Below are 21,021 nucleotides of genomic sequence, written 5' to 3'. Positions count from 1 at the left end.
TCATGGGTGATAGCTACGGGTCAATCAGGGAGTGGAGAGAGAAAGAGATTCAGAATCATATGTCTGATGCGCATTCGCTGAATGTGTTTCATGACCGGGTCATGCGGACGGTTTTCGAACGGTCTCTGCAGATTGTGAAGGAGGAGAAAGGGGATCCTCCTTCGCCCTATGCGTGGTTTGTCATGGGGAGTGCAGGGAGGTTTGAACAGGCGGTCGTAAGCGACCAGGATCACGGTATGGTGTATGAAAAAAGCGGTGCAGCTGAAGAGGAATATTTTCTGGCTCTCGGAAAAGAACTATCGGATGGACTTCATGCTGCAGGTTACCCTTATTGCGAAGGAAAAGTGATGAGCTCAAATCCTTTATGGTGCAAGTCGGCAGAAGGATATGAAGGGCTGCTCGACAAATGGATGGAGGATGTCAGCTTTGAATCGATGAGATACCTGCAGATCTTCATTGATGCAAGAACGATGGCGGGAAATGATAAGCTGCTTATCCGTTTAAAGCAAAGAGTGGACAGTTATCAAAAGCAGTCGCCAAAGCTTCTGAAACGGTTTTTGGATACCATCATGCACATCAAACCGTCTGTCGGACCGCTCGGCCAGATCTTTACAGAAAGCAGCGGCCATTATCAGGGGTGCCTGAACATTAAACAGGCGGCATTTCTTCCGTATGTGAATGCGGTGAGAATTCTTGCTATTAAAGAAGGGATCATGGAATCCTCCACCCTTGACCGGATAAACGGCCTTTCCCTTCAGGATGAATATAAAAATGAACTTGAAATCTATAAAGAAAGTTTTCAGCGATTGCTTCAGTTCCGGATGTCGAATTTAAAGAGAATTAAAGAGTATGATGATGTGCATTATCTGCCTGTACAGGACCTCAACCGTGCGGAAAAGAAGGAACTGAAAACCATTTTAAAAAACGGGAAGAAGCTGCATCACTACGTTCAAGTGATCATTGAAAAGGGTGTTCATTCATGAAGTCGAATCCGTTTATTCATTTTATCCGGGAAGTGCACGGCAAGTTTCAGACGAGTGTTTTCGGGACGGCACAGGGAGGGCAGAATTCCCAGCAGATTGCATTTTTAAGGCAGCTTCAGCGGGAGATGAAGGCTGAGGAAGTGATGTCTGTTCCTTTAGAAGAGTTTTCCGCTGTCGTGTTTGATATTGAAACGACGGGCTTTTTTCCTGAACAGGGAAATGAAATTATCTCAATCGGTGCGGTGAAAGTGAAGGGGAGCGAGATGCTCGAAGACGAGCGGTTTTATACACTTGTCCGCCACGAAAACGGCCTTCCTGGTGAAATCAGCACGCTGACAGGGATTACAGAAGCGGAATTGGAAGGGGCACCGGCGCTTGAGGAAGCGCTCATTCAGTTTTTTAAATTTGTTAAAGGTGACACCCTTGTAGCGCATCACTCATCGCATGAAAAGAAGTTTATGCAGCACGCAAGCTGGAAGCATTTCCGGGCACCCTTCAAGCACCGGATCGTCGATACTTCCTTTCTTCAGCGGATTGCTGATCCCCATACGGATTATGTCAGGCTCGAAGACCTGTGCGAACACCGGTCGATTCCTATCACTGACCGGCATCATGCCCTCGGTGACGCCGTCATGACTGCTAAACTCTGGTGCGGCTACATTGAAGATGTTAAAAAAGAGGGCTGCCGTAACCTTCGGGATATTTATGAACGGATTGCTGCGCTTTAGAAGCATTGCCATAGGACTTGGCAGTGCTTTTTCTTTTGGTTCAATTCGTGAATTTTGCTGTTTCTATGAACAACTTATATACACCAGTGGACTGAAGCGGAAGGCACTCCTGCGGTAATCTTGTGACTGGAGAGAACGGGAACGGGTACAATTTTTTAAAAAATTATCGGAGTGAAAACAGTTTATCTTTTTAATAGAAAAATCAACAATCTATCAATCTAACAGGTTCCAATTATACAAAATAAGGGTAAGGTCATTGAAAAGAGCACATTCAAGGGGGAATCTGGTTTGAAGCAGGCGATGCTGATTGTTAATCCATCTTCAGGCAAGGAAAAAGGGGCGGAATATACGGAATATGCCCTGGAAACAATGAAAAAGATGGGCTACGAAACCGAACTGCGGGAAACAGAGGGGGAAGGGGACGCCAGAGACTTTGCACGCGAAGCATGTGAACGGAGGCTTGATTTTGTTGCGGCGATGGGCGGCGACGGAACAATTAATGAAGCGATCAATGGCATAGCTGAACAGGAGCACAGGCCGCTTTTCGGCCTTATCCCGCTTGGTACGGTCAATGATTTCGCAAGGGCGCTGCATATTCCGCTGGAGCCGGAAGACGCAATCGCCATGATGGAGCAACAGCATTCAAGTCGGACAGATGTAGGCAAGATAAACGACCGCTATTTCATTAATATTGTTGCTGTAGGAGCTCTTGCTGAAGCATCCTTTTCAACACCTGTTGAGCAAAAGACAAAGCTTGGTCCGCTCGCCTACATTGTCGAAGGGGTAAAAAAAATGAAGGAAAAGCAGCCGTTTGAACTCCGCGTCAAGCATGAAGAGGGCGTGTGGGAGGGAGAGGCGCTTCTTATGCTTATCGCCCTGACGAATTCGGTGGGCGGGTTTGAAACCATTGCGCCGGAAGCAAAGGTCAACGACGGCAAACTGCACGTCATGATCATAAAAGATATGGCCCTGCCTCAATTTCTTCTGCTGCTCCCAAAAGTTCTGACAGGGGATCTGGCAGAAAGCGAGCAGGTTGTCTACTTAAAAGTTCCCGAGGTAGATGTTTCCTCTACATACGAAATGATTGCGAATGTTGATGGGGATGAAGGGGATAAGCTGCCTGTGAAAATTGGAAATTTAAAACGGCATATTGAAATACTGGTTCCGAAGGAGGATGAGCAATGAAAATGACTGTAACAGACAGTGCAAAGAAACAGCTGAAAGACATTCCGGAAGATAAAATGCTTCAGCTCTCGCTTGACCGGGGAAGCTGTGACATTGTAAATACACTTTATGAAATGAGAGTCGTCCCTAAGCGCAATCCGGCAGAATATGAAAAAATACTGGAGGCGGAAAAGCTAAGCATCCTGGTTGATCATGATTTTGAAGAAGCCTATGATCATGAGCTGACCATTGACTATTCTAACAACTTTTTTGTTTTTAAAAATAAGAATCAGACCTTCAACAATCGGATTGGGCTGAGATATGTATGAGGAAGGGGGATGCTGGTCATCCCTTTTTTTCATGAGTTTTTCAGAAAGAAAACATTTGCAAACGTTATCATAATCATGTAAGATGACTATCAAAGGCATCCGAAACGTTTTGGAGGAAAGTATTTTGACTACGATAAAAGACATTGCGAAAGCGGCAGGCGTGTCTGTAACGACTGTATCACGGGCACTGAACGGCTATTCCGATGTGAACGAAAAGACAAGACGAAAGATTACGGAGATTGCCAAACAGCTCAATTACAGCCCCAACACGCTGGCAAGGGGACTTGTCATGAAAAAGTCCAGAACCATCGGCATGCTTGTATCCGGCATGAACCGTGTCAGCTCTAAAGACAATTTCACTTTTGAGGTTCTTTCGGGGGTAAATGAATGCATTTCAGAACGCGATTATGACCTGGTGCTTTTCAGTACGACCACTACGAAGCAGCGGGAGAAAACATACTCTCAGCTGTGCAGAGAACGAAGAGTCGACGGTGTCATCCTTCAAGGGATGAAAATTGATGATCCTTATTTGAAGGAAGTTGTAGAAAGCGACATTCCGTGTATGCTGATTGATATCCCTATTTCATCAAAGAGCGTGGGCTATGTCACAACAGACAACGTTCTTGGGGCAAAACGGGCAGTTGAACATCTCATTCAATCCGGCCATAAAAACATAGGATTAGTAAATGGCCATGATCAGGCTTATGTAAGTAAACAAAGGCTTAAAGGTTATATGGAAGCCCTGGAGGAAGCGGGACTTCAAGTAAACGAGCAGTATATTGCGAGCGGTGACTTTACGGAGGAAAAAGCAGAGGAAGCAGGAACGATGCTTTTAAAAGAACACGCTGAACTGACAGCCATTTTCTGCGCAAGCGATCTTATGGCGCTTGGCGTGATAAAAAGTGCAAAAGCAGCGGGACTTTCCGTGCCAGAGCAGCTTTCTGTCATCGGCTATGACAACATTCTGCTTGCTTCCTATTCATCACCGCCTCTAACGACCATTGCCCAAAATAAGTTTGAACTTGGCTACAAAGCAGCGAATGCACTCATAGATATGCTAGAAGAAAATTCCGAAGCGCAAGTCATTACACTTGAAACCGAATTAATTGTAAGAGAATCTGCAAAATAAAAGCCACTTTTGTGGTACTGCCAAAAACCGAAACGTTTCGGGAAGTGCTGCATCAAATCCAAAACGTTTCGGATTCACCAAGGAGGACATTTATGGATTACAGAGTGATTAAAGAGAACGACCTGTTTCTTCTGACAGACACAAACGGGAATATACCTGAAAACCATCCGTACGGCTTAGGGCTTTACACAAAGGATACACGCTTCCTGAGCAAGCTGGACTTGAAAATCAACGGTGAAGATCCAATTCTTCTTTCATCTGAAGCGGACAAAAACTACAAATCAAGCATTCTATTGACGAATCCCCATATGGAAAAAGACGGTGAGCTGATTCTGTGGAGAGAATCCGTTGAAATGGAACGCGCTCGTTTTATCTATGACGATGTGCTTTATGAAGAAGTGAAAGTGAAAAATTACTTTCCGAAGCCGGTAAAATTTGAAATCAGCGTGCATGCAGATGTTGATTTTCTGGACATGTTTGTTGTCCGCGGATTCCAAAACGGCGATCTTGGCCAAAGAACCGGCCAAAAGATTGAGGAAAACACCCTTTCGTTTCACTACGAAGGCGCGGACAATGTAAACCGCAGCACAGTCATCACCTGGGATAAACAAGCAAAGCGCGCTGAAGAGAGCGGAACCATTGTGTTCGAATTTGAACTGGCACACGGTGAATCAGATTCCGTGACACTTGCGGTACAACCAAAGATTGGCGATAGCATCGGAAATAAAATGGTGAAAAAAGAAGACGCTCTTGAAAAGCTTGAAGCTTCCTATGAAAACTGGAATGACGGCACAGCGACAGTGAAGACGGATTTTGCACCGCTGCAGCGTCTGGTTGAACGCGGGCTGAATGATATGAGAGTGCTTCTGACAGACGTTGGGTTTGGACCGTTCCCGGTAGCGGGACTTCCTTGGTTTGGCGTTCCATTTGGACGTGACAGCCTGATTGCCGCACTTCAGATCCTTCCTTTCCAGGCAGAGATTGCAAAAGGAACTCTTCTTACAATGGCGCATTACCAGGGACAGAATCTGGATCCATGGAGAGATGAGCAGCCGGGTAAAATCATGCATGAAATCCGGTTCGGGGAGCTTGCTGCAACAGGCCAGATCCCGTTTACTCCATATTACGGCACGGTTGATGCGACTCCGCTGTTTTTAATTCTATTATCTGAATATGTGAAATGGACCGGGGATTTGGAACTTGCAAAATCTCTGGAGAAAACAATTGAGAACGCTTTAATGTGGATTGATGAATACGGCGACCGCGATGATGATCTGTTTGTTGAATATCATCAAGAATCAAGCAAGGGCATAGCGAATCAAGGCTGGAAGGACTCCGGTGATTCAGTTGTTCACCGTGACGGAGAGTATGCGAAAACGCCGATTGCCCTTGCAGAGGTACAGGGATATGTCTATCAGGCAAAAACGGGGCTTGCCGAGATCTATGAAAAAATGAATCTTCCTGAAAAAGCAGACCCGCTCCGCAGACAGGCAACTGCTTTAAAAGATAGATTTGAAGAAGCGTTCTGGATGGAGGATGTTCAGTTCTATGCCATCGCTCTTGATGAAAAGAAAGACCAGGTAGGAACGATAACGTCAAATCCCGGCCACGTTCTGTTTTCAGGCATGCTCAGCGAAACCCGCGCAAAATCAGTAACAGATATGCTTGTTTCGCCGAAAATGTTCTCAGGCTACGGCATCCGGACGATGGCGGAAGGCGAAGCCGGCTACAATCCGATGAGCTATCACGACGGCAGCATCTGGCCGCATGACAACAGCATGTCTCTGCTTGGAATGAGCAAAACGGGCTTCCATCAGGAAACAGCCAAAGTTATAAACGGTCTGATTGAAGCGGCATCACACTTTGAATATGACCGTCTGCCTGAACTGTTCTGCGGTTACAGCAGCAAGGGGGGCAAAGCAGTAAAATACCCTGTTGCCTGCTCGCCGCAAGCCTGGGCAGCCGGAACACCGCTTGTGTTTATTCAATCTCTGCTCGGGTTATTTCCGGACAGCATAAAGGAAGAAATCAAGCTTTCTCCTGTTCTGCTCCCATCAATGAATTCACTTGAAGTACAGGATCTCGCAATCGGAAAGGGAAAACTGTCTCTTTCTATCAAACGCAGCGGAACAGATTACAAAATAGAAGTGCTGAAAAATACGACAGGATTTCAACTTAACACATCTAAGCAGCTCGCACAGAAATAACCCATTATCTGCTGGAGGGACACCTCCTTTAGATCATAAAAAATTGGAAGGGGCAAAAGTACATGAAATCAAGAAAATGGATGGCGGGACTTGGAATTGCTTCAATGTTAATGGCAGGTGTTCTCTCAGGGTGTAGCTCAGACGGCGCATCTAAAGAAGGGGCAGACGGAGAAAAGACAGAAGTGACACTTGCCGGATGGGGAGGAAATCCGACGGAAGAAAAGCTTTTAAAGCAGACCATAGCAGATTTTGAAGAGAAGCATCCGAACATTGACGTGAAACTTGAGGTCATCACGGAGCAATACATGGACGTTATTAAAACCCGTTTAATCGGGGGAGAAGGTCCTGACGTGTTCTACCTGGATGCATTTGAAGCTCCTGCGTTAATTGAAACGGGCGTGATTGAGCCCCTTGATGAGTATGTTACAGAGGATTTTGATGTAGCGGATTTTGAAAAGCCGTTGCTCGAAGCGTTTATTGCAGATGACAAAACATACGGTTTTCCTAAGGATTACTCAACATTAGCTTTATTTTACAACAAAAAAATGCTTGCGGATGCAGGTGTAGAAGTACCGCAGACGTGGGATGAATTCCGCGAAGCAGCCAAAACGCTTACAAAAGACGGCAAATACGGCTTTGGGGTTGCACCTGAGCTTGCGCGCCAGTTCTGGCTTGCTGAATCCCTCGGGGGAGACGTCGTAAAGGACGGAAAGGCAAACTTCGCATCAGCTGAAGTGGCAGAAGCGTTAAAGCCGATTATTGATATGCACAATGTCGACAAGTCAGCGGTTGAACCTAAAGAAGTTGGCGCAACATGGGGCGGGGAAGTGTTCGGCCAGCAGAAAGCTGCTATGGTCATTGAAGGAAACTGGGCAATTCCGTTCCTTGCTGATACCTTCCCGGATGTAGAATACGGAACAGCCGAGCTGCCTTCTGTAAATGGTGAAAAATCAACGATGGCATACAGTGTTGCTTATGTCATGAACGCTGCTTCTGAAAAGAAAGAAGCTTCATGGGAACTGCTTTCTTATTTGACCGGCAAAGAAGGAATGGAGACGTGGACGAGCAAAGGCTACGCACTTCCAACACGCAAATCAGTTGCAGAAAAGCTGGGTTTTGATAAGGACGAACTTCGCGGGCCGCTTGTAGCAGGAGCAGAATATGCAACTGTCTGGTCTGAAGGCACGTCGCTCCCGATTGTTATGAACAACTTCAATAATCAGTTTTTAAGTGCATTTCTGGGAGACCGTCCGCTTGAAGAGGCTTTAAAAGAAGCGGAAAAACAGGCAAACAGCGAGATTGATTCAAAATAAACCGGTGAAGCGGGAGAACAGGGAGCGTCAACTTCCTTTCTCCCTTTATAAAATCTGCACGGCTTCTTTCTGCTGAAGTTACGGCTTCAATGGAAAGAGGCTGTGCAGCAATCCGTTGCACAGGGAGCGTGGCCATTTTATGAAACACCTTTCAAAACGAACATTACGAGAAGCGGGACAGGGCTACTTCTTCATGTCGCCTGCACTATTTGTCCTGCTGCTGTTTATTATCGGACCGATCTTTTACGTTATTTTTATGTCATTCCACAAAGTTCAGCTGCTTGGAACAACAAGCTATGATTTTGTGGCCTTTGAAAACTTCGCGCGAATACTCAATGATACGAGGGCGCAAATTGCTCTTTGGAATACGTTCAAGTACGTTGTCATCGTTGTGCCGTGCCAGACCATTCTTGCTCTGATTCTGGCTGCAACGTTAAATGCCGGCATGAAAGGACAGACCTTTTTCAGGATTGTTTACTTCCTGCCTACGTTGACTTCATCAGCCGTACTGACGCTGATTTTCATGTGGATGTACAATAAAAACGGGCTGATCAATAACGTGCTTGATGCGATTGGACTTCCGACGTATAACTTCCTCGGGGACCCGAATATTGCGCTGAACGCGATTATGATCATGAACATCTGGTCCACAGCACCGTTTTTCATGGTTATTTACCTGGCAGCCCTTCAGGATATTCCGGACTCTTTATACGAAGCGGCTGAACTTGACGGAGCAAATACCATTCAGAAATTCATGAAGATCACTGTCCCGCAGCTGCGTCCAGTTACATCATTTGTCGCCATCATGGGACTGATCGGAACGTTTCAGCTGTTCGACCAGTCATATATTTTTTCAGGAGGATCAGGGGGACCTGACAACTCCACGCTGACGGTCGTCCTATTAGTCTACCAATATGCGTTCAAAAATCTTGGAACGATGGGATACGCAGCAGCGCTTGTGCTCATGCTTGCCATCGTCATCCTTGTCGCCACACTGATACAGAGAAAATTTTCAAAAGAAGAGTCGCTATATTAAGGAGGGAGAAACATGAAGAAAAAGCTTGGAGCCGGACGGATCATTGTCTATGCAATTTTGATTCTCTATGCTATCACAACACTTGTGCCTTTCCTGTGGGCGCTGTCTTCATCCTTTAAAACACTGCAGGAAATCGTAAGCGGCACATTGAGCTTTATTCCAAAAAACTTTACACTCGACAACTACAAACAGATTTTCATCGAGCAGGAGCTCTTTCCGAGATGGATGTTTAACAGCGTGCTGATTGCAGTGGTTGGAACGGCACTCAACCTCCTGTTCAACTCCATGGCAGGCTACGCGCTCGCAAGGCTCAGTTTCCCCGGGAAAAAAGCTCTGTTCATCATGATTCTTGCCGTCCTGATGATACCGGCGCAGGTCACAATGATCCCGAACTACCTGATTTTAAAAGAGCTCGGCTGGCTCAATTCCTACCAGGGCATGATTGTTCCTGCGATGATTAATGCCACATTCATATTCATGATGAGACAATTCTTCATCAACTTCCCGAAAGAACTTGAAGAAGCCGCAGAGATGGACGGACTCAGCAGACTCGGCACATTCTTTAAAATTGTGCTTCCGCTCGCAAGACCAGCCCTTGCAGCACAGGCAATCTTCGTATTCATGGGCTCATGGAATGACTTCATGAGACCGCTGATCGTCATGACCGACATTGAAATGTTCACCCTGCCGCTCGGACTTAATACCTTTAAGGGGCAGTACGTCAGCTACTGGAACTATATCATGGCGGCATCCATGGTATTCACGCTTCCGGTGCTGCTGATTTATGCATTCTTTAACCGGTATTTTATTAAGGGGATATCGTTTACCGGAGGGAAATGATCTGCGGTTTGACTGGTGCCATCAAGAAAAGGAATGCGGTGTTTGGTGGTTCTCAAAAGCATGATAAGTGCCCTCAAGAAAAGGATTACGGAGTTTGATGGTTCTCAACATCATGATAAGTGCCATCAAGAAAAGGATTGCGGTGTTTGGTGGTTCTCAACATCATGATAAGTGCCATCAAGAAAAGGATTGCGGTGTTTGGTGGTTCTCAACATCATGATAAGTGCCATCAAGAAAAGGATTGCGGTGTTTGGTGGTTCTCAACATCATGATAAGTGCCATCAAGAAAAGGATTGCGGTGTTTGGTGGTTCTCAACATCATGATAAGTGCCCTCAAGAAAAGGATTTCGGTTTTAGGTGGTTCTCAACATCATGATAAGTGCCATCAAGAAAAGGATTACGGAGTTTGATGGTTCTCAACATCATGATAAGTGCCATCAATAAATCAATACCATGAATGGATGGCACTGAATGGTTCATGCTGTTCCATCACTTCCCTTCCTAAACAAAAACAAAAATGGGTGTTCCGGCCTGCTGCCGGGACACCCTTCTTTTATTCCTCATCACCTTTATACTTCAAATAACTGTAGTTCCCCGTTGGCCTGACATCTACCGTTTTCCCGTCTGCATCTTTCACTACCTCAAATTCCTGATACGTTTCTACACGGTAGCCGTCTTCCCATTTTGTGCCGATTTTCTTGTCCTCATAAACAGTGACCAGCCCTGACTCTAATGCGGCTGTCTCCTGATCCTGATCTTCAGCAGCCATTGGAAACGTAACGGTTTCATCACTTGTTGCCTGGGGTGTATCCAAATAGGCCATCATCGCAATAAATAAAGCCAAAAAAAGAAAAGTAACAATTGCTGAACTTGTTTTAGAAAGCAAAACGAGCCGCTCCTTTCAGAAAACCATCCTATCTCATGTGTACGCTTGTCTTTTTAGGAATATGCACTTTTGATAAGGAGAATGCTAGCTTTAAAAAGGGAGGAAAGACGTTGAAAAGAATAATCGGATTTGTACTGTCTTTATGTTTTTGTTTAGCATTTCACCAGCCTGCACTGGCAAAAGATCCACTCGCTCCTGAAATTAAACTGATGGATATGAGGGGGCAGGAGCATTATTTAAAGCCTCCATATGATCAGCCTGTTGTCCTGAATTTCTGGGCTTCCTGGTGCGGTCCGTGCAAACAGGAAGCTCCCGAGCTAGTCATGCTTTCTAAAAAATATGAAGGGAAAGTGAAGATATACGCCGTGAATCTAACAGCCCAGGATTCAGAAGAAGGGGCGTATATGTTTGCGAAAGATTATGGCTTTTCGTTTCCTGTCCTGCTGGATAAAACGGGAGCAGCAGCCTCACTATTCAGGGTAGCGGCTGTGCCGACAACCTATTTTATCAACAGGGAAGGAGAAATCGTTAACGTGCTGATGGGGTATGGGGGAGAAGGGCTTTTGGAGAAGAGAATCAATTACTTGCTGGAACACTGAAGAGCCGGCTCTACGGGAGCAGGCTCTTCTTAATGTTCTTATTCAAAATGACTTCTCATGCACTTTGTTTTTCCGTCTCCGCCATTACTGCTGCACGCATAGCAGCGTCCTTTCTCCCATGCAGCAAGTAATAAACAGCCAGGCATCCCAAAATGAAAAACGAACTGGCAAAATACAAGGTGCTGAACGAAATCTTCGCTGTCAGTACGCCGACGATAAATGAACCTGCACCAATCCCGATATCAAAAATGGACAGGAAGGTTGCTGTGGCAAGGCCTCTTTTTTTCGGCTCGGCGGATTGGACGGCGATCGTCTGGAAGCTTGGAAACAGAGTGCCCCATCCGAGGCCGATTAAGCCTGCAGCGGTGAGAAAGCCGAGTGATGTATCGGCGATGCTCAAAAGCACCATTCCTGCCGCAAAAATCAGGATGGCAGGGTAGATAATGATATTTGCCCCATAGCGGTCAAACCATTTTCCCGTAAAAGGCCGTGCAAGGAGCATGACCACTGCGTAAACAACAAAGAAGTAGACTGCTGCCTGCATTAGGCCGATTTCCCTTGCGTATACAGAGACAAAGGAAAGGATGGATGCATACACCAGAGCGAATAGCCCGGCAACCAGCGCAATTGAGATGGCTGATGGCTCAAACAGTCCTTTTATTCCTGTCCGGCCGGCAGCTGGAACGACTTTGCTACCATCAGCAGTACCTTTTGGAAGAGTCATAAGCAATCCTGACACTAGGGAGAAAACAGCTGTAAAGATGCAGATGCTGAACATAATGCCCGTGCCCCATTGGTCCATAGCGGTCAGGCCAAGGAACGGTCCAATGACCATCGCAAGATTCATCGACATGGCGTAATAGCCCATCCCTTCGCCGCGCCTTGATTCAGGAATGATATCTGCCACAATCGCTCCTGCAGCCGTCGTGGCCATTCCGAAGCCAATTCCGTGCAGGAACCTTAATGCAAATAGCCCGTTCATTGAGTTTATCGAAGAATAAAGCAAGGATCCTATTAAAAAGATCAAAAGGGAGGAAAGGAGCACTTTCCTTTTTCCGTTCCGTTCAATCCATTTCCCGGCAAATGGCCGGACGACAATGGCTGCGACTAGAAAAATGGTCACTATCAGGCCTGCTTGTGCCGGTTTTCCGTTTAAATCGTGAATGGCATAAATGGGCAGGGTTACGAGCAGATAGTAAAACGTCAAAAAGAGAAAAAAGCTGCTTATAGAAATGGACAGGAAGTTTCTGGTCCATAGTTTTTGTTCATTCATATTATTCATATGTTCATTTCCTTTCTGTATTTCTTATATGAAGAAGCCACTGCTGAATATACATCCTGAGAGGCTCCTGAGTGCTTTCCGGCATGCCCGAAAGAAGGTCCTTCTCCATTTCAGCTACTGCTGATTCCCATTTTTCATAATCCTGGGTCGCTTTGTCAGTGAGTTTGATGTGCTTCGTCCGTTTATCAGCACCTTGAACCTGCTGGACGTAGCCCTGTTTCACGAGGCGCTGGATAGTGCGCGTCATAGGAGGAGCTTCAATCGATAAGTAGTCACAGAGCTCAGTCTGTGTGAGAGTTCCTGATTTTTTGAGGGTAAATAGCACGGTCCATTGCGCGCTTTAAAGGCCAAAAGGCTGAAGCGTTTCATTTAAACGGTTTGTCAGCTTCCTTGAAAGCTGCTGAATGGCGTGAAAAAGGTTCTGTTCGGCGATCATTTGTTGGTTCTCCTTTTAAATAGTTACCTGGGTAATTATATCACATTTTTTTAGTTACCCGGGTAATGAAAGTTCTTTCTTTATTGATCCTGCCGCCTGTGCGAAAATAGTCAGTAAGGAAAGGAATGATCGGTTATGCTGTTTGCAGTTATCATCGTATCAGGTGTTTATGCCGCCATAGCTGCGTTATACTGCGCGTCCTTTTTTTCGGCTGTTTTAGAGAAAAAAAGGTATAAGCTGCAGCATCTTCTTCATCTTATGCTCTGGTTTGCCTCTGCGTTTGTGCTCGGCATCTCGTATGCCGGCACGTCAATCTACTGGATGATTTATTTAGTGACATCGATTTTTCTTGCATTCGTCCTTTATGCTGTGAGCTATGCCAGAGGCAAAGAAACGGTCAGTCTGACAGTTATGGATTTTTTGAAAATGAAAACCCCTCAGGCAGACGCCTGAGGGGTTTGGATTGTGGTGGAGTTCACTTTTATTCAGGGTACCAAGAAAGCTTTTGGTCACTGTCGAGCGGCACATTTGCGGTTTCTATTTCCATGCGGGCAAACCAGTTGCGAAGAAGCTCATCCCTTTGAATATCGGCGTGCTCTCCGTCCGCCCATATGATATGGGAAAACCATGCCTTCGTAGCCCATTCAAACTGGAGCTCTGCATGCGCTATCGGGACGTGTCCGGCTGCGCGGAAATTTTCATTTATCGCATCCGTAACGTCAGGCGCCTGCGGCAAAAGCTGCGTACGGATTTTTTCCGTTATTGACTTGTCATCAAGCTTGTCCCACATTAAAAGTGAACCGTTTTGCTGATAAAACAGCTCAAACGCAGGCTCATTGCGAAAATCCAGGATGACAAAAGCGCGATCTACTGTCGTACCTGTCGCGTTGACAGCATTTACGAGAATATTTTGGGCCATTTGAATCCAAAAATCGTAGGCATCCTCTTTGGAGATCAGCACCATTTCCGACTCCAGTTCAGCGGCTGCTGCCTCTCCGCGATTAACTTCCTCTACTTTTTTGAACATTCTCTGAAAAAATCCCATCTCTTTCGCCTCCCTTTCATTCTCCCAATTATTCACAATGTAGGATACTAAGCTGGTATTGTCAAATTTAACCTGTACTAAGTAAGTGCTGTGAATCTATCAATCTATACGTCTAGGGCTCATTCGATTTCAACGTATAGTTCATTGGGATTTTACTATGCAAAAAAACACCGCAGAAACGGTGCTGAATTTGCTTATTTAGTACTGTTCCAGGTGTATTTTCGCTAGGCAAAGTATTCCGCCTTCAGCTAAACTCTCGTTTCAGAAATCGCACTCCGGATTTTTTCAAGAGACCGATTCGCCTTTTCTTTATTCTGAATCATCATATTGACATAGAGTGCATCAATCAGACTGAGCTGGCCGATTCTCGATGCCAGAGCTTCAGACCTGTATTCCGTTTCTTCAGAGCTTGTAAACAGCGCAACATCTGAATTCTGGCCGACAGGGGATTTCGGGAAGCTTGTGATCCCGATGGTTTTCGCCCCGTTCTTTCTCGCCGTATTCATGATTTTAATCGTGTCTTTATTGGTCCCTGAATGAGAAATGATGACTGCTGCATCATTATTCGTCAGCTGTGAGGCTGACATCAGCTGAAAATGCGAATCAATAAACGCATAGGCGGAAATGCCGGTGCGGATAAATTTATGATAGGCATCCATCGCAATGATGGCAGAGCCTCCCGTTCCGTAAAAATCTACTCGGTTTGCGCCGGCAAGGATGTGAGCTGCCTTCTCAATAGAAGAAAAATCTAAAATCTGCAGGGTGTTTTCCAGGGTGCGGATGTTGGATTGAAACACTTTTTCCGCGACAGCCTTTTCATTATCGTTTTCAGTAATTTCCTCATGTATCTGCTGGATCGGACTCATAATCTCTGAAGCCAGAGCGATTTTCATCGCCTGGTAGCCTTTAAAATCGATGCGCTTGCAAAAGCGGAAAACGGTCGCTTCTGCGACACCGAGCCGGTCAGCTGTTTCATTTATCGTACTATGAATAATTTCCTTGGGGTTTTCCAAAATAAAATCAGCAATCTTTTTTTCTTTTTCACTCAACCTCGCATAATGAGAACGGATGCTACCTAAACAATTTTGCCCCATAAAGAATGACCTCGCTTACATGTACTAGAGAAAGTATAGCACAAAGTAAATATGAAAAAAAATTTCTTGGAAGCGATTGCTAAACGAAAAAAAATTCGTATAATAGGGATAGGACAAAACATGTTATTAAAAGGAGTTTTCAAAGATGCAGGTAGGTTTAATCGGCCTTGGAAAGATGGGTTATAATCTTTCACTTAATTTAATGGATCATAAACATGAGGTTGTTGCTTTTGATATCGATTCAGAAGCAGTAGCCAAACTTTCAAATATGGGTGCAGAAGGTGCTTCTTCCATTGAGGAACTGGTTTCGAAGCTTGAGGCGCCAAGAAAGATCTGGATGATGGTTCCCGCCGGTGTGATTACAGAAAATGTATTATCTGAACTAAAAGGCTTGCTTGAGCCTGGCGATCTTGTCATTGACGGCGGAAATTCAAACTATAAAGAATCCGTTAAGCGCGGAAAAGAAATGAAAGAACAGGGCGTTCATTTCTTTGATGTCGGCACAAGCGGCGGCATGGAAGGCGCACGCAGCGGCGCATGCACGATGATTGGCGGAGACAAAGAAGTTTTCGCATCAATCGAGCAGCTGTTTAAGGATATCTGTGTTGAAAATGGCTACTTATATGCCGGTGAAACCGGAAGCGGCCACTATTTGAAAATGGTTCATAACGGCGTAGAATACGGCATGATGCAGGCAATCGCAGAAGGCTTTGAAGTGCTTGAGAAAAGCCCGTTTGATTTTGACTATGAACAGGTGGCAAGAGTCTGGAACAACGGATCTGTCATCCGCTCATGGCTGATGGAGCTTACTCAGAATGCGTTCTCCAAGGATTCAAAACTTGACGGTATCAAAGGAGTTATGCACTCATCAGGCGAAGGGAAATGGACAGTTGAAGAAGCGCTTGACCTTCAAACGGCAACGCCGATCATCGCACTTTCTCTAATGATGAGATACCGTTCTCTTGATGAGGATACGTTCTCTGGAAAAGTAGTGGCAGCTTTGCGCAATGAATTTGGCGGACACGCTGTTGTAAATAAAGATTAATGCGTTTACGTGCATAATCGGAAAGGGAAGAGGCTTATTTAGAAGCATCTTCTTTTTCATTTAATAAAAATGAAAACGCTGTACGAAAATGCAGGGGAGGAATGAACTTGAGAGAAAAATATATGATCGGCACCGATATAGGCACGACAAGTACAAAGTCTGTTCTATTTAAAACAGATGGAACCATTGTTTTTAAGCATGGAATTGAATATCCGCTGCACTCCCCGGACCCGGAGACGGCAGAACAGGATCCGGAAGAAATTTTTCAGGCTGTGGTGACAACTATCCGCGAAGTGATTTCAGGCGGAAATGTTCATCCATCCGATATTCTGTTCGTCTCATTCAGTTCTGCCATGCACAGCGTCATTCCCGTTGACAGGGATGGAACTCCTCTTACAAACTGCATCACATGGGCAGATAACAGAAGTGCTAAATGGACGGAGAAAATCAAAGATGAAATGAACGGGCATGAGATTTATCTTCGAACGGGAACCCCTCTGCATCCAATGTCTCCGCTATCCAAAATCACCTGGATCAGACATGACCGTCCTGAGCTGTTTGTGAAAACCTTTAAGTTTATCTCGATAAAAGAATATGTTTTCTACAAGCTCTTTAAGCGGTACGTGGTTGACTATTCCATTGCTTCAGCTACTGGGCTTTTCAACCTTCATGAGCTTAATTGGGACAGGGAGGCTCTCGAAGTTGCCGGCATTACTGCTGAGCACCTGTCTGAGCCGGTCAGCACAACGGTTTCCCTGACTGGACTCGATGCTCAGTATGCGGCTCTTATGGGGCTTCATGCTGACACCCCTTTTGTCGTCGGAGCAAGTGACGGCGTGCTTTCCAACCTTGGCGTAAACGCCGTTCAGCCGGGAGCTGCAGCTGTGACCATCGGAACAAGCGGCGCTATCCGCACCGTGACGGATAAGCCCGTTACAGACCCTAAAGGAAGAACATTCTGCTACGCATTGACCGAAGACAAATGGGTGATCGGGGGGCCGGTCAATAACGGAGGAATGATCTTCAGGTGGCTTCGAGATCAGCTCGGGCACGAAGAAACAGAATTGGCAAAGAAGCTTGGCAAAGATCCGTATGAAGTTTTGACAGAAATCGCGGCACGCGTAAAGCCGGGATCAGACGGCCTTCTTTTTCATCCGTATCTGGCAGGCGAGCGGGCGCCGCTTTGGGATGCAAACGCCAGAGGATCATTCTTCGGCCTCTCGCTTCATCATAAAAAAGAACACATGATACGCTCTGTACTTGAAGGAATTATTTTCAACCTGTATACTGTTCTTCTCGCGCTTGAAGAATTGATCGGAGAGCCGGCAAGCATTCAGGCGACAGGCGGATTCGCCAGGTCTGAACTATGGCGCCAGATGATGGCCGATATTTTCAACCAGGAGATTTCTGTTCCGGAGAGCTTTGAAAGCTCATGCCTTGGAGCCGCAATTCTTGGTTTGTACGGCCTCGGGCATGTAGCTTCCCTGGATGTTGTCTCAGACATGGTGGGGGCTGCTCATCATCATAGGCCAATTCGCGAAAACGCTGCCGTTTATCAGGAACTGGCACCGATTTATATACGTCTTTCAAGACTGCTGAAGGAAGAATATGCAAGCATCGCTGCCTTTCAGCAAAAGCACATTTAACTTCCAAGATGAAAGAGGGATCACATGCGCATCGCTGTTTTCGGAATTGATACCATTAATGAAACACGAATGATTTTAGCTGCCATTAAAGCATTTGCTTCGAAAAAAAACACGGAAGCTTCCGCACTTGAGTGGCATACTGGAACGCTGCAGGCAGAGCCGCTTGGCGAGTGGATCCGTTCCATCCCGGAAAAAACCATCGCCGAGAAGAAAAACGAATTTTTGCCTGTAATGGAAGCCTATGATGCCGTCCTCGTGCTTGGAGGATCAGAGAAAGCGGCAGAGCTGCTTTCACAGGCAAAAACAAACGTGCTCTTTTTGCCGGTTTCTTACCTTGAGAATCAGGCTCTGGGCTATGATACGGCACTGAATGAAGTCGTGACGAATGTACTGAAAGTAAAAGATACGATCAGCTCGCTCCTGTACATGAAACAGAGAGTCTGCTGCGTGCAGCTGCCCGGGCATGAGATATCTGACCTGATGAAGGAGGCAGCCGCAGCTGTTGACGGATTTGTGGTTGCCTCTGATGGATCATCCTGGCAGCAAGCGGCTGAGTACTTAAAGCAGAAAGATGCAAAAGGCATTACGTATTCCTTTTTAATCATTAATGAGTCGGTTGCGCCGCAGAAGCTTGGTGCTTACTTGGGAGAAAAGATGGAGCTTGATTTTAAAGAGCTTATTTACGACGAATCCCAATGCATGAGCTCCCGTCCAACGGCTGCTGACCGGATTATAGAAAAGAATCTTGCCCGTGCTGCAGCGGAGTGGCTTGAATCAGGGGCCGGAACAAAGCAGCTTGTTCTTATGAATAAAGAAGTGAAGTAAATGAACACCCGCGGCTCATGCAGCTGCGGGTGTTTTTGTGTTAAAACGGAGTTAGGAGCAGAAAGTGCAGCACGAGAACAAATGAAAATGCGCTAAAACGGAGTTAACAACACAAACTGCAGCACGAGAACAAAGGAAAGTGCACTAAAGCGGAGTTAACAGAACAAAGTCCTGATCAGAAAGCATGATAAAAAAACAACAGGCCCAAAGTGGCCTGCTGTTCAGTGTATTGTCAATCCTTTTATTCGTTTAAAGCCCCTTCACCATCAGCACATTCAGTCCCTTCGAAGGAACATGGAAACGGAAGTCGGTTTCTTTAAAGCCGAGGTGCTGGTAGTATTCAACGTTGTTGATAAGTGTTGTGCACCACAGCGTTTCTGCTTCGAGCTGTGATAGTTTGTTTTCAGCCAGCAGGAGCAGCGTCTGGCCCCGGAGCTGGTTCCGGTGCTCCGGATCAATGGCAAGGCCGCGCAGTCTGTATGCGTGTTTCCCTTTTATTTTTTCATGTGTTTCTTTAAAAAAGGATGCTGTTCCGATCAGTTCTTCCTCTTTAAATGCACCGATGTGAAGCGTATCTTGATCAAAATCCTTTTGATAGCCGCACTCTTCTATGGAAAAGTCGGGCATCAGTACTTTTTGCCTCAAGGCATATGTATGTTCAGCTTGTATTGGTTTTATTTCAAACATGGTAATCCCTCACTTGGAATAGAAGTTTCATAGAATAGACGAAAGCTGGCCGGCAAAAGTTTCATCTAGGGCCAGGGCCTGACAAGGTGATAGTCTGCAGCCTGTTTCGCTTTCGTACATTCTACCTTATTCTTAAAAAGATGAGAAGCTGGGGCTAGTTCTAAGTTGAAGAGATTGCCAGATTTATTATAATAGTAGGCAAAGGGCATAAGAGAACGGAGCAGGATGAGATGAAATTCATAAAAACCAGTATAGGCTTTCTGCTGCTTGTATTTGCCGGTTTTTTTGCGCTTACCGTGTTTTATTCGGCAGAAAGACAGCCGGCTGTGATGCAGCAGAATGCGTTTGAGGAAGTTATAAAGTACGAGCCCCTTATTGAACAGGAGCTTGCAACTTATCAGCTTGAAGAGTATACGCCTCTCGTTCTGGCACTTATGCAGCAGGAAAGCAAAGGCAGAGGGGGAGACCCCATGCAGGCTTCAGAGTCAGCCGGTCTGCCGCGAAATGCCATTACCGATCCGGAAGAAAGCATCAGGCAGGGTGTGGAGTATTTTCAAAGAAGCCTGAAGTACGGGCAGGAGCGCAAGGTAGATGAAATGACGATTGTACAGGCATACAACATGGGACTCGGCTATATTGACTTTGTGGTTGAAAATGGCGGAATGCACACGGAAGAGCTTGCGAAAGAATTTTCAATGATCCAGGTGAAAAAACAGCCGGAACTATACGATTGCGGAGGGGACAAGTCCAACTTCAGGTATCCATACTGCTACGGGGACTTTACTTACAGCTCCAAGGTTCAGGAAAACAGGAATGCGTTGACGGCTGTATCAGAAAAAACAAATGATCAAATGTGACTTCGCCGAGTGCGGAGTTTTTTTCTATTAAAAAGCAGCTGGTAAAATAAACCCTTGACGTTGATCAAGAAGCAGGATATGATAGAAACAGTTACTTTATCACTTAAAAGCATAGACGCTTAAAAGCGAAATAGAGAAGAGCTTAGCAGAGACCGAGCAGGGCCGTGCAGCTGTCAATTTTTTTGACGGGGCACGGTCCTTTTTATATATCTTTCTTTGCGCATTGTCCAGTCCCTGCGCCCCTTATATTTCAAATGAAAAAGGGCAATTATAAGTTTGGAGGTGTTTTATGATAAAGGTAATCGAAACCATTAAAAGTATGATCAAGCTGTCTGCTGATGGTGAGCCGAAAGCTCCTCTGCATGTGGGAGAAGTGATGGCGCTCTGGACGCTCCTTACCTTGATGGAGGAAGCCGTCGTTTTTTATGGTGTGTTTCTGAATACAACAACAGACGAAGAGCTTATTAAAATGATTGAAGAAGCTAAGACAGCGACAGAAGAGACGGTTTTAAAGCTGAAAGAATTTTTAGCCGGGGAAGGAGTGCCTCTTCCGCCGACATCAGAAGAAAAACCGAAGTCAGAGCCGCTTGATGTGCCTTTTGGTGTCAGATTTACTGACAATGAAATCGCAAATTTTCTGAGCGTGAAAACTGCTACCTATATTACGTTTTGCGGAACTTCTGTATCAGAGTCTGTCAGAAATGATGTTTCTACCCTTTTCCTTACTTTTATGACAGCCGTGATCGAGTACAGTATAAGGCTGAAAAGCTTAATGATTCAAAGAAGCTGGCTGAAGGTGCCGCCTTATTTCCAGCCGCCGGGTCTGCCGAAAAATACATAGAATCAAGTCGGGCTGCTTTTCTTCATTGGCAGCTCTTTTCAATGGACTT

22 protein-coding genes are annotated in these 21,021 nt (G+C 45.7%); 16 read left to right on the top strand and 6 right to left on the bottom strand.

Annotation, left to right across the window (positions count from 1 at the left end):
• Window positions 1-2: 2 nt before the first annotated feature.
• The 9 genes from ACTSEZ_RS11700 (at window position 3) to ACTSEZ_RS11660 (ending at window position 9,729) form a co-directional block, all read left to right on the top strand.
• Window positions 3-983, top strand: coding sequence for a DUF294 nucleotidyltransferase-like domain-containing protein (locus tag ACTSEZ_RS11700; protein ID WP_369734381.1), 981 nt, complete (start codon window positions 3-5; stop codon window positions 981-983).
• Window positions 980-1,711 carry an exonuclease domain-containing protein gene (locus ACTSEZ_RS11695; protein WP_369734380.1) on the top strand — a complete coding sequence of 244 codons (732 nt, stop codon included), beginning with the start codon at window positions 980-982 and terminating at the stop codon, window positions 1,709-1,711. Before ACTSEZ_RS11700 ends, ACTSEZ_RS11695 begins: the two co-directional genes overlap by 4 nt.
• A 288-nt stretch (window positions 1,712-1,999) precedes the next feature.
• Window positions 2,000-2,896, top strand: a complete 897-nt coding sequence (locus tag ACTSEZ_RS11690) for a YegS/Rv2252/BmrU family lipid kinase (RefSeq protein ID WP_369734379.1) — start codon at window positions 2,000-2,002, stop codon at window positions 2,894-2,896.
• Entirely contained in the window at window positions 2,893-3,204 is a 312-nt protein-coding gene (locus ACTSEZ_RS11685; RefSeq protein WP_369734378.1) for an iron-sulfur cluster biosynthesis family protein, read from the top strand. The genes ACTSEZ_RS11690 and ACTSEZ_RS11685 overlap by 4 nt, the downstream gene beginning before the upstream one ends.
• 124 nt (window positions 3,205-3,328) lie before the next feature.
• Entirely contained in the window at window positions 3,329-4,333 is a 1,005-nt protein-coding gene (locus ACTSEZ_RS11680) for a LacI family DNA-binding transcriptional regulator (protein ID WP_369734377.1), read from the top strand.
• A 92-nt stretch (window positions 4,334-4,425) separates the two neighbouring features.
• The gene (locus tag ACTSEZ_RS11675; RefSeq protein ID WP_369734376.1) at window positions 4,426-6,540 is read left to right on the top strand and encodes an amylo-alpha-1,6-glucosidase; all 2,115 of its coding nucleotides are present in this window, start codon (window positions 4,426-4,428) and stop codon (window positions 6,538-6,540) included.
• Between the two features lie 62 nt (window positions 6,541-6,602).
• Window positions 6,603-7,853 carry an ABC transporter substrate-binding protein gene (locus tag ACTSEZ_RS11670; protein ID WP_369734375.1) on the top strand — a complete coding sequence of 417 codons (1,251 nt, stop codon included), beginning with the start codon at window positions 6,603-6,605 and terminating at the stop codon, window positions 7,851-7,853.
• Between the two features lie 139 nt (window positions 7,854-7,992).
• Window positions 7,993-8,889, top strand: a complete 897-nt coding sequence (locus ACTSEZ_RS11665) for a carbohydrate ABC transporter permease (RefSeq protein WP_369734374.1) — start codon at window positions 7,993-7,995, stop codon at window positions 8,887-8,889.
• Between the two features lie 12 nt (window positions 8,890-8,901).
• Window positions 8,902-9,729 carry a carbohydrate ABC transporter permease gene (locus tag ACTSEZ_RS11660; protein ID WP_029284490.1) on the top strand — a complete coding sequence of 276 codons (828 nt, stop codon included), beginning with the start codon at window positions 8,902-8,904 and terminating at the stop codon, window positions 9,727-9,729.
• A gap of 553 nt (window positions 9,730-10,282) precedes the next feature.
• Here ACTSEZ_RS11660 and ACTSEZ_RS11655 read toward each other — a convergent pair.
• Complete coding sequence (locus tag ACTSEZ_RS11655) at window positions 10,283-10,615, bottom strand: hypothetical protein (RefSeq protein WP_369734373.1); 333 nt, start codon at window positions 10,613-10,615, stop codon at window positions 10,283-10,285.
• A 110-nt stretch (window positions 10,616-10,725) separates the two neighbouring features.
• On the opposite strand from ACTSEZ_RS11655, the gene ACTSEZ_RS11650 reads away from it, so the two are divergent.
• On the top strand, window positions 10,726-11,214 hold the full coding sequence (locus ACTSEZ_RS11650; RefSeq protein ID WP_369734372.1) for a TlpA family protein disulfide reductase: 489 nt from the start codon (window positions 10,726-10,728) through the stop codon (window positions 11,212-11,214).
• A 55-nt stretch (window positions 11,215-11,269) separates the two neighbouring features.
• On the opposite strand, the gene ACTSEZ_RS11645 is transcribed toward ACTSEZ_RS11650, so the two are convergent.
• Together ACTSEZ_RS11645 and ACTSEZ_RS11640 are read right to left on the bottom strand one after the other, a co-directional pair.
• On the bottom strand, window positions 11,270-12,487 hold the full coding sequence (locus ACTSEZ_RS11645; protein WP_369734491.1) for an MFS transporter: 1,218 nt from the start codon (window positions 12,485-12,487) through the stop codon (window positions 11,270-11,272).
• Between the two features lie 13 nt (window positions 12,488-12,500).
• Window positions 12,501-12,821: a MarR family winged helix-turn-helix transcriptional regulator gene (locus ACTSEZ_RS11640; RefSeq protein WP_369734371.1), complete on the bottom strand. Its 321-nt coding sequence runs from the start codon at window positions 12,819-12,821 to the stop codon at window positions 12,501-12,503.
• Window positions 12,822-13,067: 246 nt separating this feature from the next.
• On the opposite strand from ACTSEZ_RS11640, the gene ACTSEZ_RS11635 reads away from it, so the two are divergent.
• Window positions 13,068-13,385: a hypothetical protein gene (locus ACTSEZ_RS11635; RefSeq protein WP_369734370.1), complete on the top strand. Its 318-nt coding sequence runs from the start codon at window positions 13,068-13,070 to the stop codon at window positions 13,383-13,385.
• A 28-nt stretch (window positions 13,386-13,413) separates the two neighbouring features.
• Here the strand turns inward: ACTSEZ_RS11635 and ACTSEZ_RS11630 are convergent, their stop codons facing one another.
• Both ACTSEZ_RS11630 and ACTSEZ_RS11625 read right to left on the bottom strand, forming a co-directional pair.
• On the bottom strand, window positions 13,414-13,977 hold the full coding sequence (locus tag ACTSEZ_RS11630) for a hypothetical protein (protein WP_369734369.1): 564 nt from the start codon (window positions 13,975-13,977) through the stop codon (window positions 13,414-13,416).
• A gap of 248 nt (window positions 13,978-14,225) precedes the next feature.
• Window positions 14,226-15,071, bottom strand: a complete 846-nt coding sequence (locus ACTSEZ_RS11625) for a MurR/RpiR family transcriptional regulator (RefSeq protein WP_369734368.1) — start codon at window positions 15,069-15,071, stop codon at window positions 14,226-14,228.
• A 145-nt stretch (window positions 15,072-15,216) separates the two neighbouring features.
• On the opposite strand from ACTSEZ_RS11625, the gene gnd reads away from it, so the two are divergent.
• The 3 genes from gnd to ACTSEZ_RS11610 all read left to right on the top strand — a co-directional run bounded on the left by gnd (window position 15,217) and on the right by ACTSEZ_RS11610 (window position 18,587).
• Window positions 15,217-16,116: a phosphogluconate dehydrogenase (NAD(+)-dependent, decarboxylating) gene (gene gnd, locus ACTSEZ_RS11620; protein WP_282035255.1), complete on the top strand. Its 900-nt coding sequence runs from the start codon at window positions 15,217-15,219 to the stop codon at window positions 16,114-16,116.
• Between the two features lie 122 nt (window positions 16,117-16,238).
• The gene (gene gntK, locus ACTSEZ_RS11615; protein ID WP_369734489.1) at window positions 16,239-17,762 is read left to right on the top strand and encodes a gluconokinase; all 1,524 of its coding nucleotides are present in this window, start codon (window positions 16,239-16,241) and stop codon (window positions 17,760-17,762) included.
• 24 nt (window positions 17,763-17,786) lie between these two features.
• Window positions 17,787-18,587: a 6-phosphofructokinase gene (locus ACTSEZ_RS11610; protein ID WP_369734367.1), complete on the top strand. Its 801-nt coding sequence runs from the start codon at window positions 17,787-17,789 to the stop codon at window positions 18,585-18,587.
• A 249-nt stretch (window positions 18,588-18,836) separates the two neighbouring features.
• Here the strand turns inward: ACTSEZ_RS11610 and ACTSEZ_RS11605 are convergent, their stop codons facing one another.
• Window positions 18,837-19,274, bottom strand: coding sequence for a GNAT family N-acetyltransferase (locus tag ACTSEZ_RS11605; protein WP_369734366.1), 438 nt, complete (start codon window positions 19,272-19,274; stop codon window positions 18,837-18,839).
• Between the two features lie 230 nt (window positions 19,275-19,504).
• Here ACTSEZ_RS11605 and ACTSEZ_RS11600 point away from each other — a divergent pair, with 230 nt between their 5' ends.
• Window positions 19,505-20,131 carry a lysozyme family protein gene (locus ACTSEZ_RS11600; RefSeq protein WP_369734365.1) on the top strand — a complete coding sequence of 209 codons (627 nt, stop codon included), beginning with the start codon at window positions 19,505-19,507 and terminating at the stop codon, window positions 20,129-20,131.
• 289 nt (window positions 20,132-20,420) lie between these two features.
• On the top strand, window positions 20,421-20,972 hold the full coding sequence (locus ACTSEZ_RS11595) for a DUF3231 family protein (RefSeq protein WP_369734364.1): 552 nt from the start codon (window positions 20,421-20,423) through the stop codon (window positions 20,970-20,972).
• Window positions 20,973-21,021 lie beyond the last annotated feature (49 nt).

This window comes from Metabacillus mesotrionivorans, from assembly GCF_052171315.1.
Classification (GTDB): Bacteria; Bacillota; Bacilli; order Bacillales; family Bacillaceae; genus Bacillus_P.
Note: the sequence above shows the minus strand (reverse complement) of the source record. Positions and strands in the feature narration are given on the sequence as shown.

Bases quoted from the DNA above. Each gene is read 5' to 3' on its own strand.
- ACTSEZ_RS11695 (WP_369734380.1), top strand. From the start codon at position 980: ATGAAGTCGAATCCGTTTATTCATTTTATCCGGGAAGTGCACGGCAAG.
- ACTSEZ_RS11700 (WP_369734381.1), top strand. From the start codon at position 3: ATGGGTGATAGCTACGGGTCAATCAGGGAGTGGAGAGAGAAAGAGATT.
- ACTSEZ_RS11675 (WP_369734376.1), top strand. From the start codon at position 4,426: ATGGATTACAGAGTGATTAAAGAGAACGACCTGTTTCTTCTGACAGAC.
- ACTSEZ_RS11625 (WP_369734368.1), bottom strand. From the start codon at position 15,071: ATGGGGCAAAATTGTTTAGGTAGCATCCGTTCTCATTATGCGAGGTTG.
- ACTSEZ_RS11610 (WP_369734367.1), top strand. From the start codon at position 17,787: ATGCGCATCGCTGTTTTCGGAATTGATACCATTAATGAAACACGAATG.
- ACTSEZ_RS11635 (WP_369734370.1), top strand. From the start codon at position 13,068: ATGCTGTTTGCAGTTATCATCGTATCAGGTGTTTATGCCGCCATAGCT.
- ACTSEZ_RS11685 (WP_369734378.1), top strand. From the start codon at position 2,893: ATGAAAATGACTGTAACAGACAGTGCAAAGAAACAGCTGAAAGACATT.
- ACTSEZ_RS11645 (WP_369734491.1), bottom strand. From the start codon at position 12,487: ATGAATGAACAAAAACTATGGACCAGAAACTTCCTGTCCATTTCTATA.
- ACTSEZ_RS11630 (WP_369734369.1), bottom strand. From the start codon at position 13,977: ATGGGATTTTTTCAGAGAATGTTCAAAAAAGTAGAGGAAGTTAATCGC.
- gnd (WP_282035255.1), top strand. From the start codon at position 15,217: ATGCAGGTAGGTTTAATCGGCCTTGGAAAGATGGGTTATAATCTTTCA.
- ACTSEZ_RS11605 (WP_369734366.1), bottom strand. From the start codon at position 19,274: ATGTTTGAAATAAAACCAATACAAGCTGAACATACATATGCCTTGAGG.
- ACTSEZ_RS11670 (WP_369734375.1), top strand. From the start codon at position 6,603: ATGAAATCAAGAAAATGGATGGCGGGACTTGGAATTGCTTCAATGTTA.
- ACTSEZ_RS11600 (WP_369734365.1), top strand. From the start codon at position 19,505: ATGAAATTCATAAAAACCAGTATAGGCTTTCTGCTGCTTGTATTTGCC.
- gntK (WP_369734489.1), top strand. From the start codon at position 16,239: ATGATCGGCACCGATATAGGCACGACAAGTACAAAGTCTGTTCTATTT.
- ACTSEZ_RS11595 (WP_369734364.1), top strand. From the start codon at position 20,421: ATGATAAAGGTAATCGAAACCATTAAAAGTATGATCAAGCTGTCTGCT.
- ACTSEZ_RS11660 (WP_029284490.1), top strand. From the start codon at position 8,902: ATGAAGAAAAAGCTTGGAGCCGGACGGATCATTGTCTATGCAATTTTG.
- ACTSEZ_RS11665 (WP_369734374.1), top strand. From the start codon at position 7,993: ATGAAACACCTTTCAAAACGAACATTACGAGAAGCGGGACAGGGCTAC.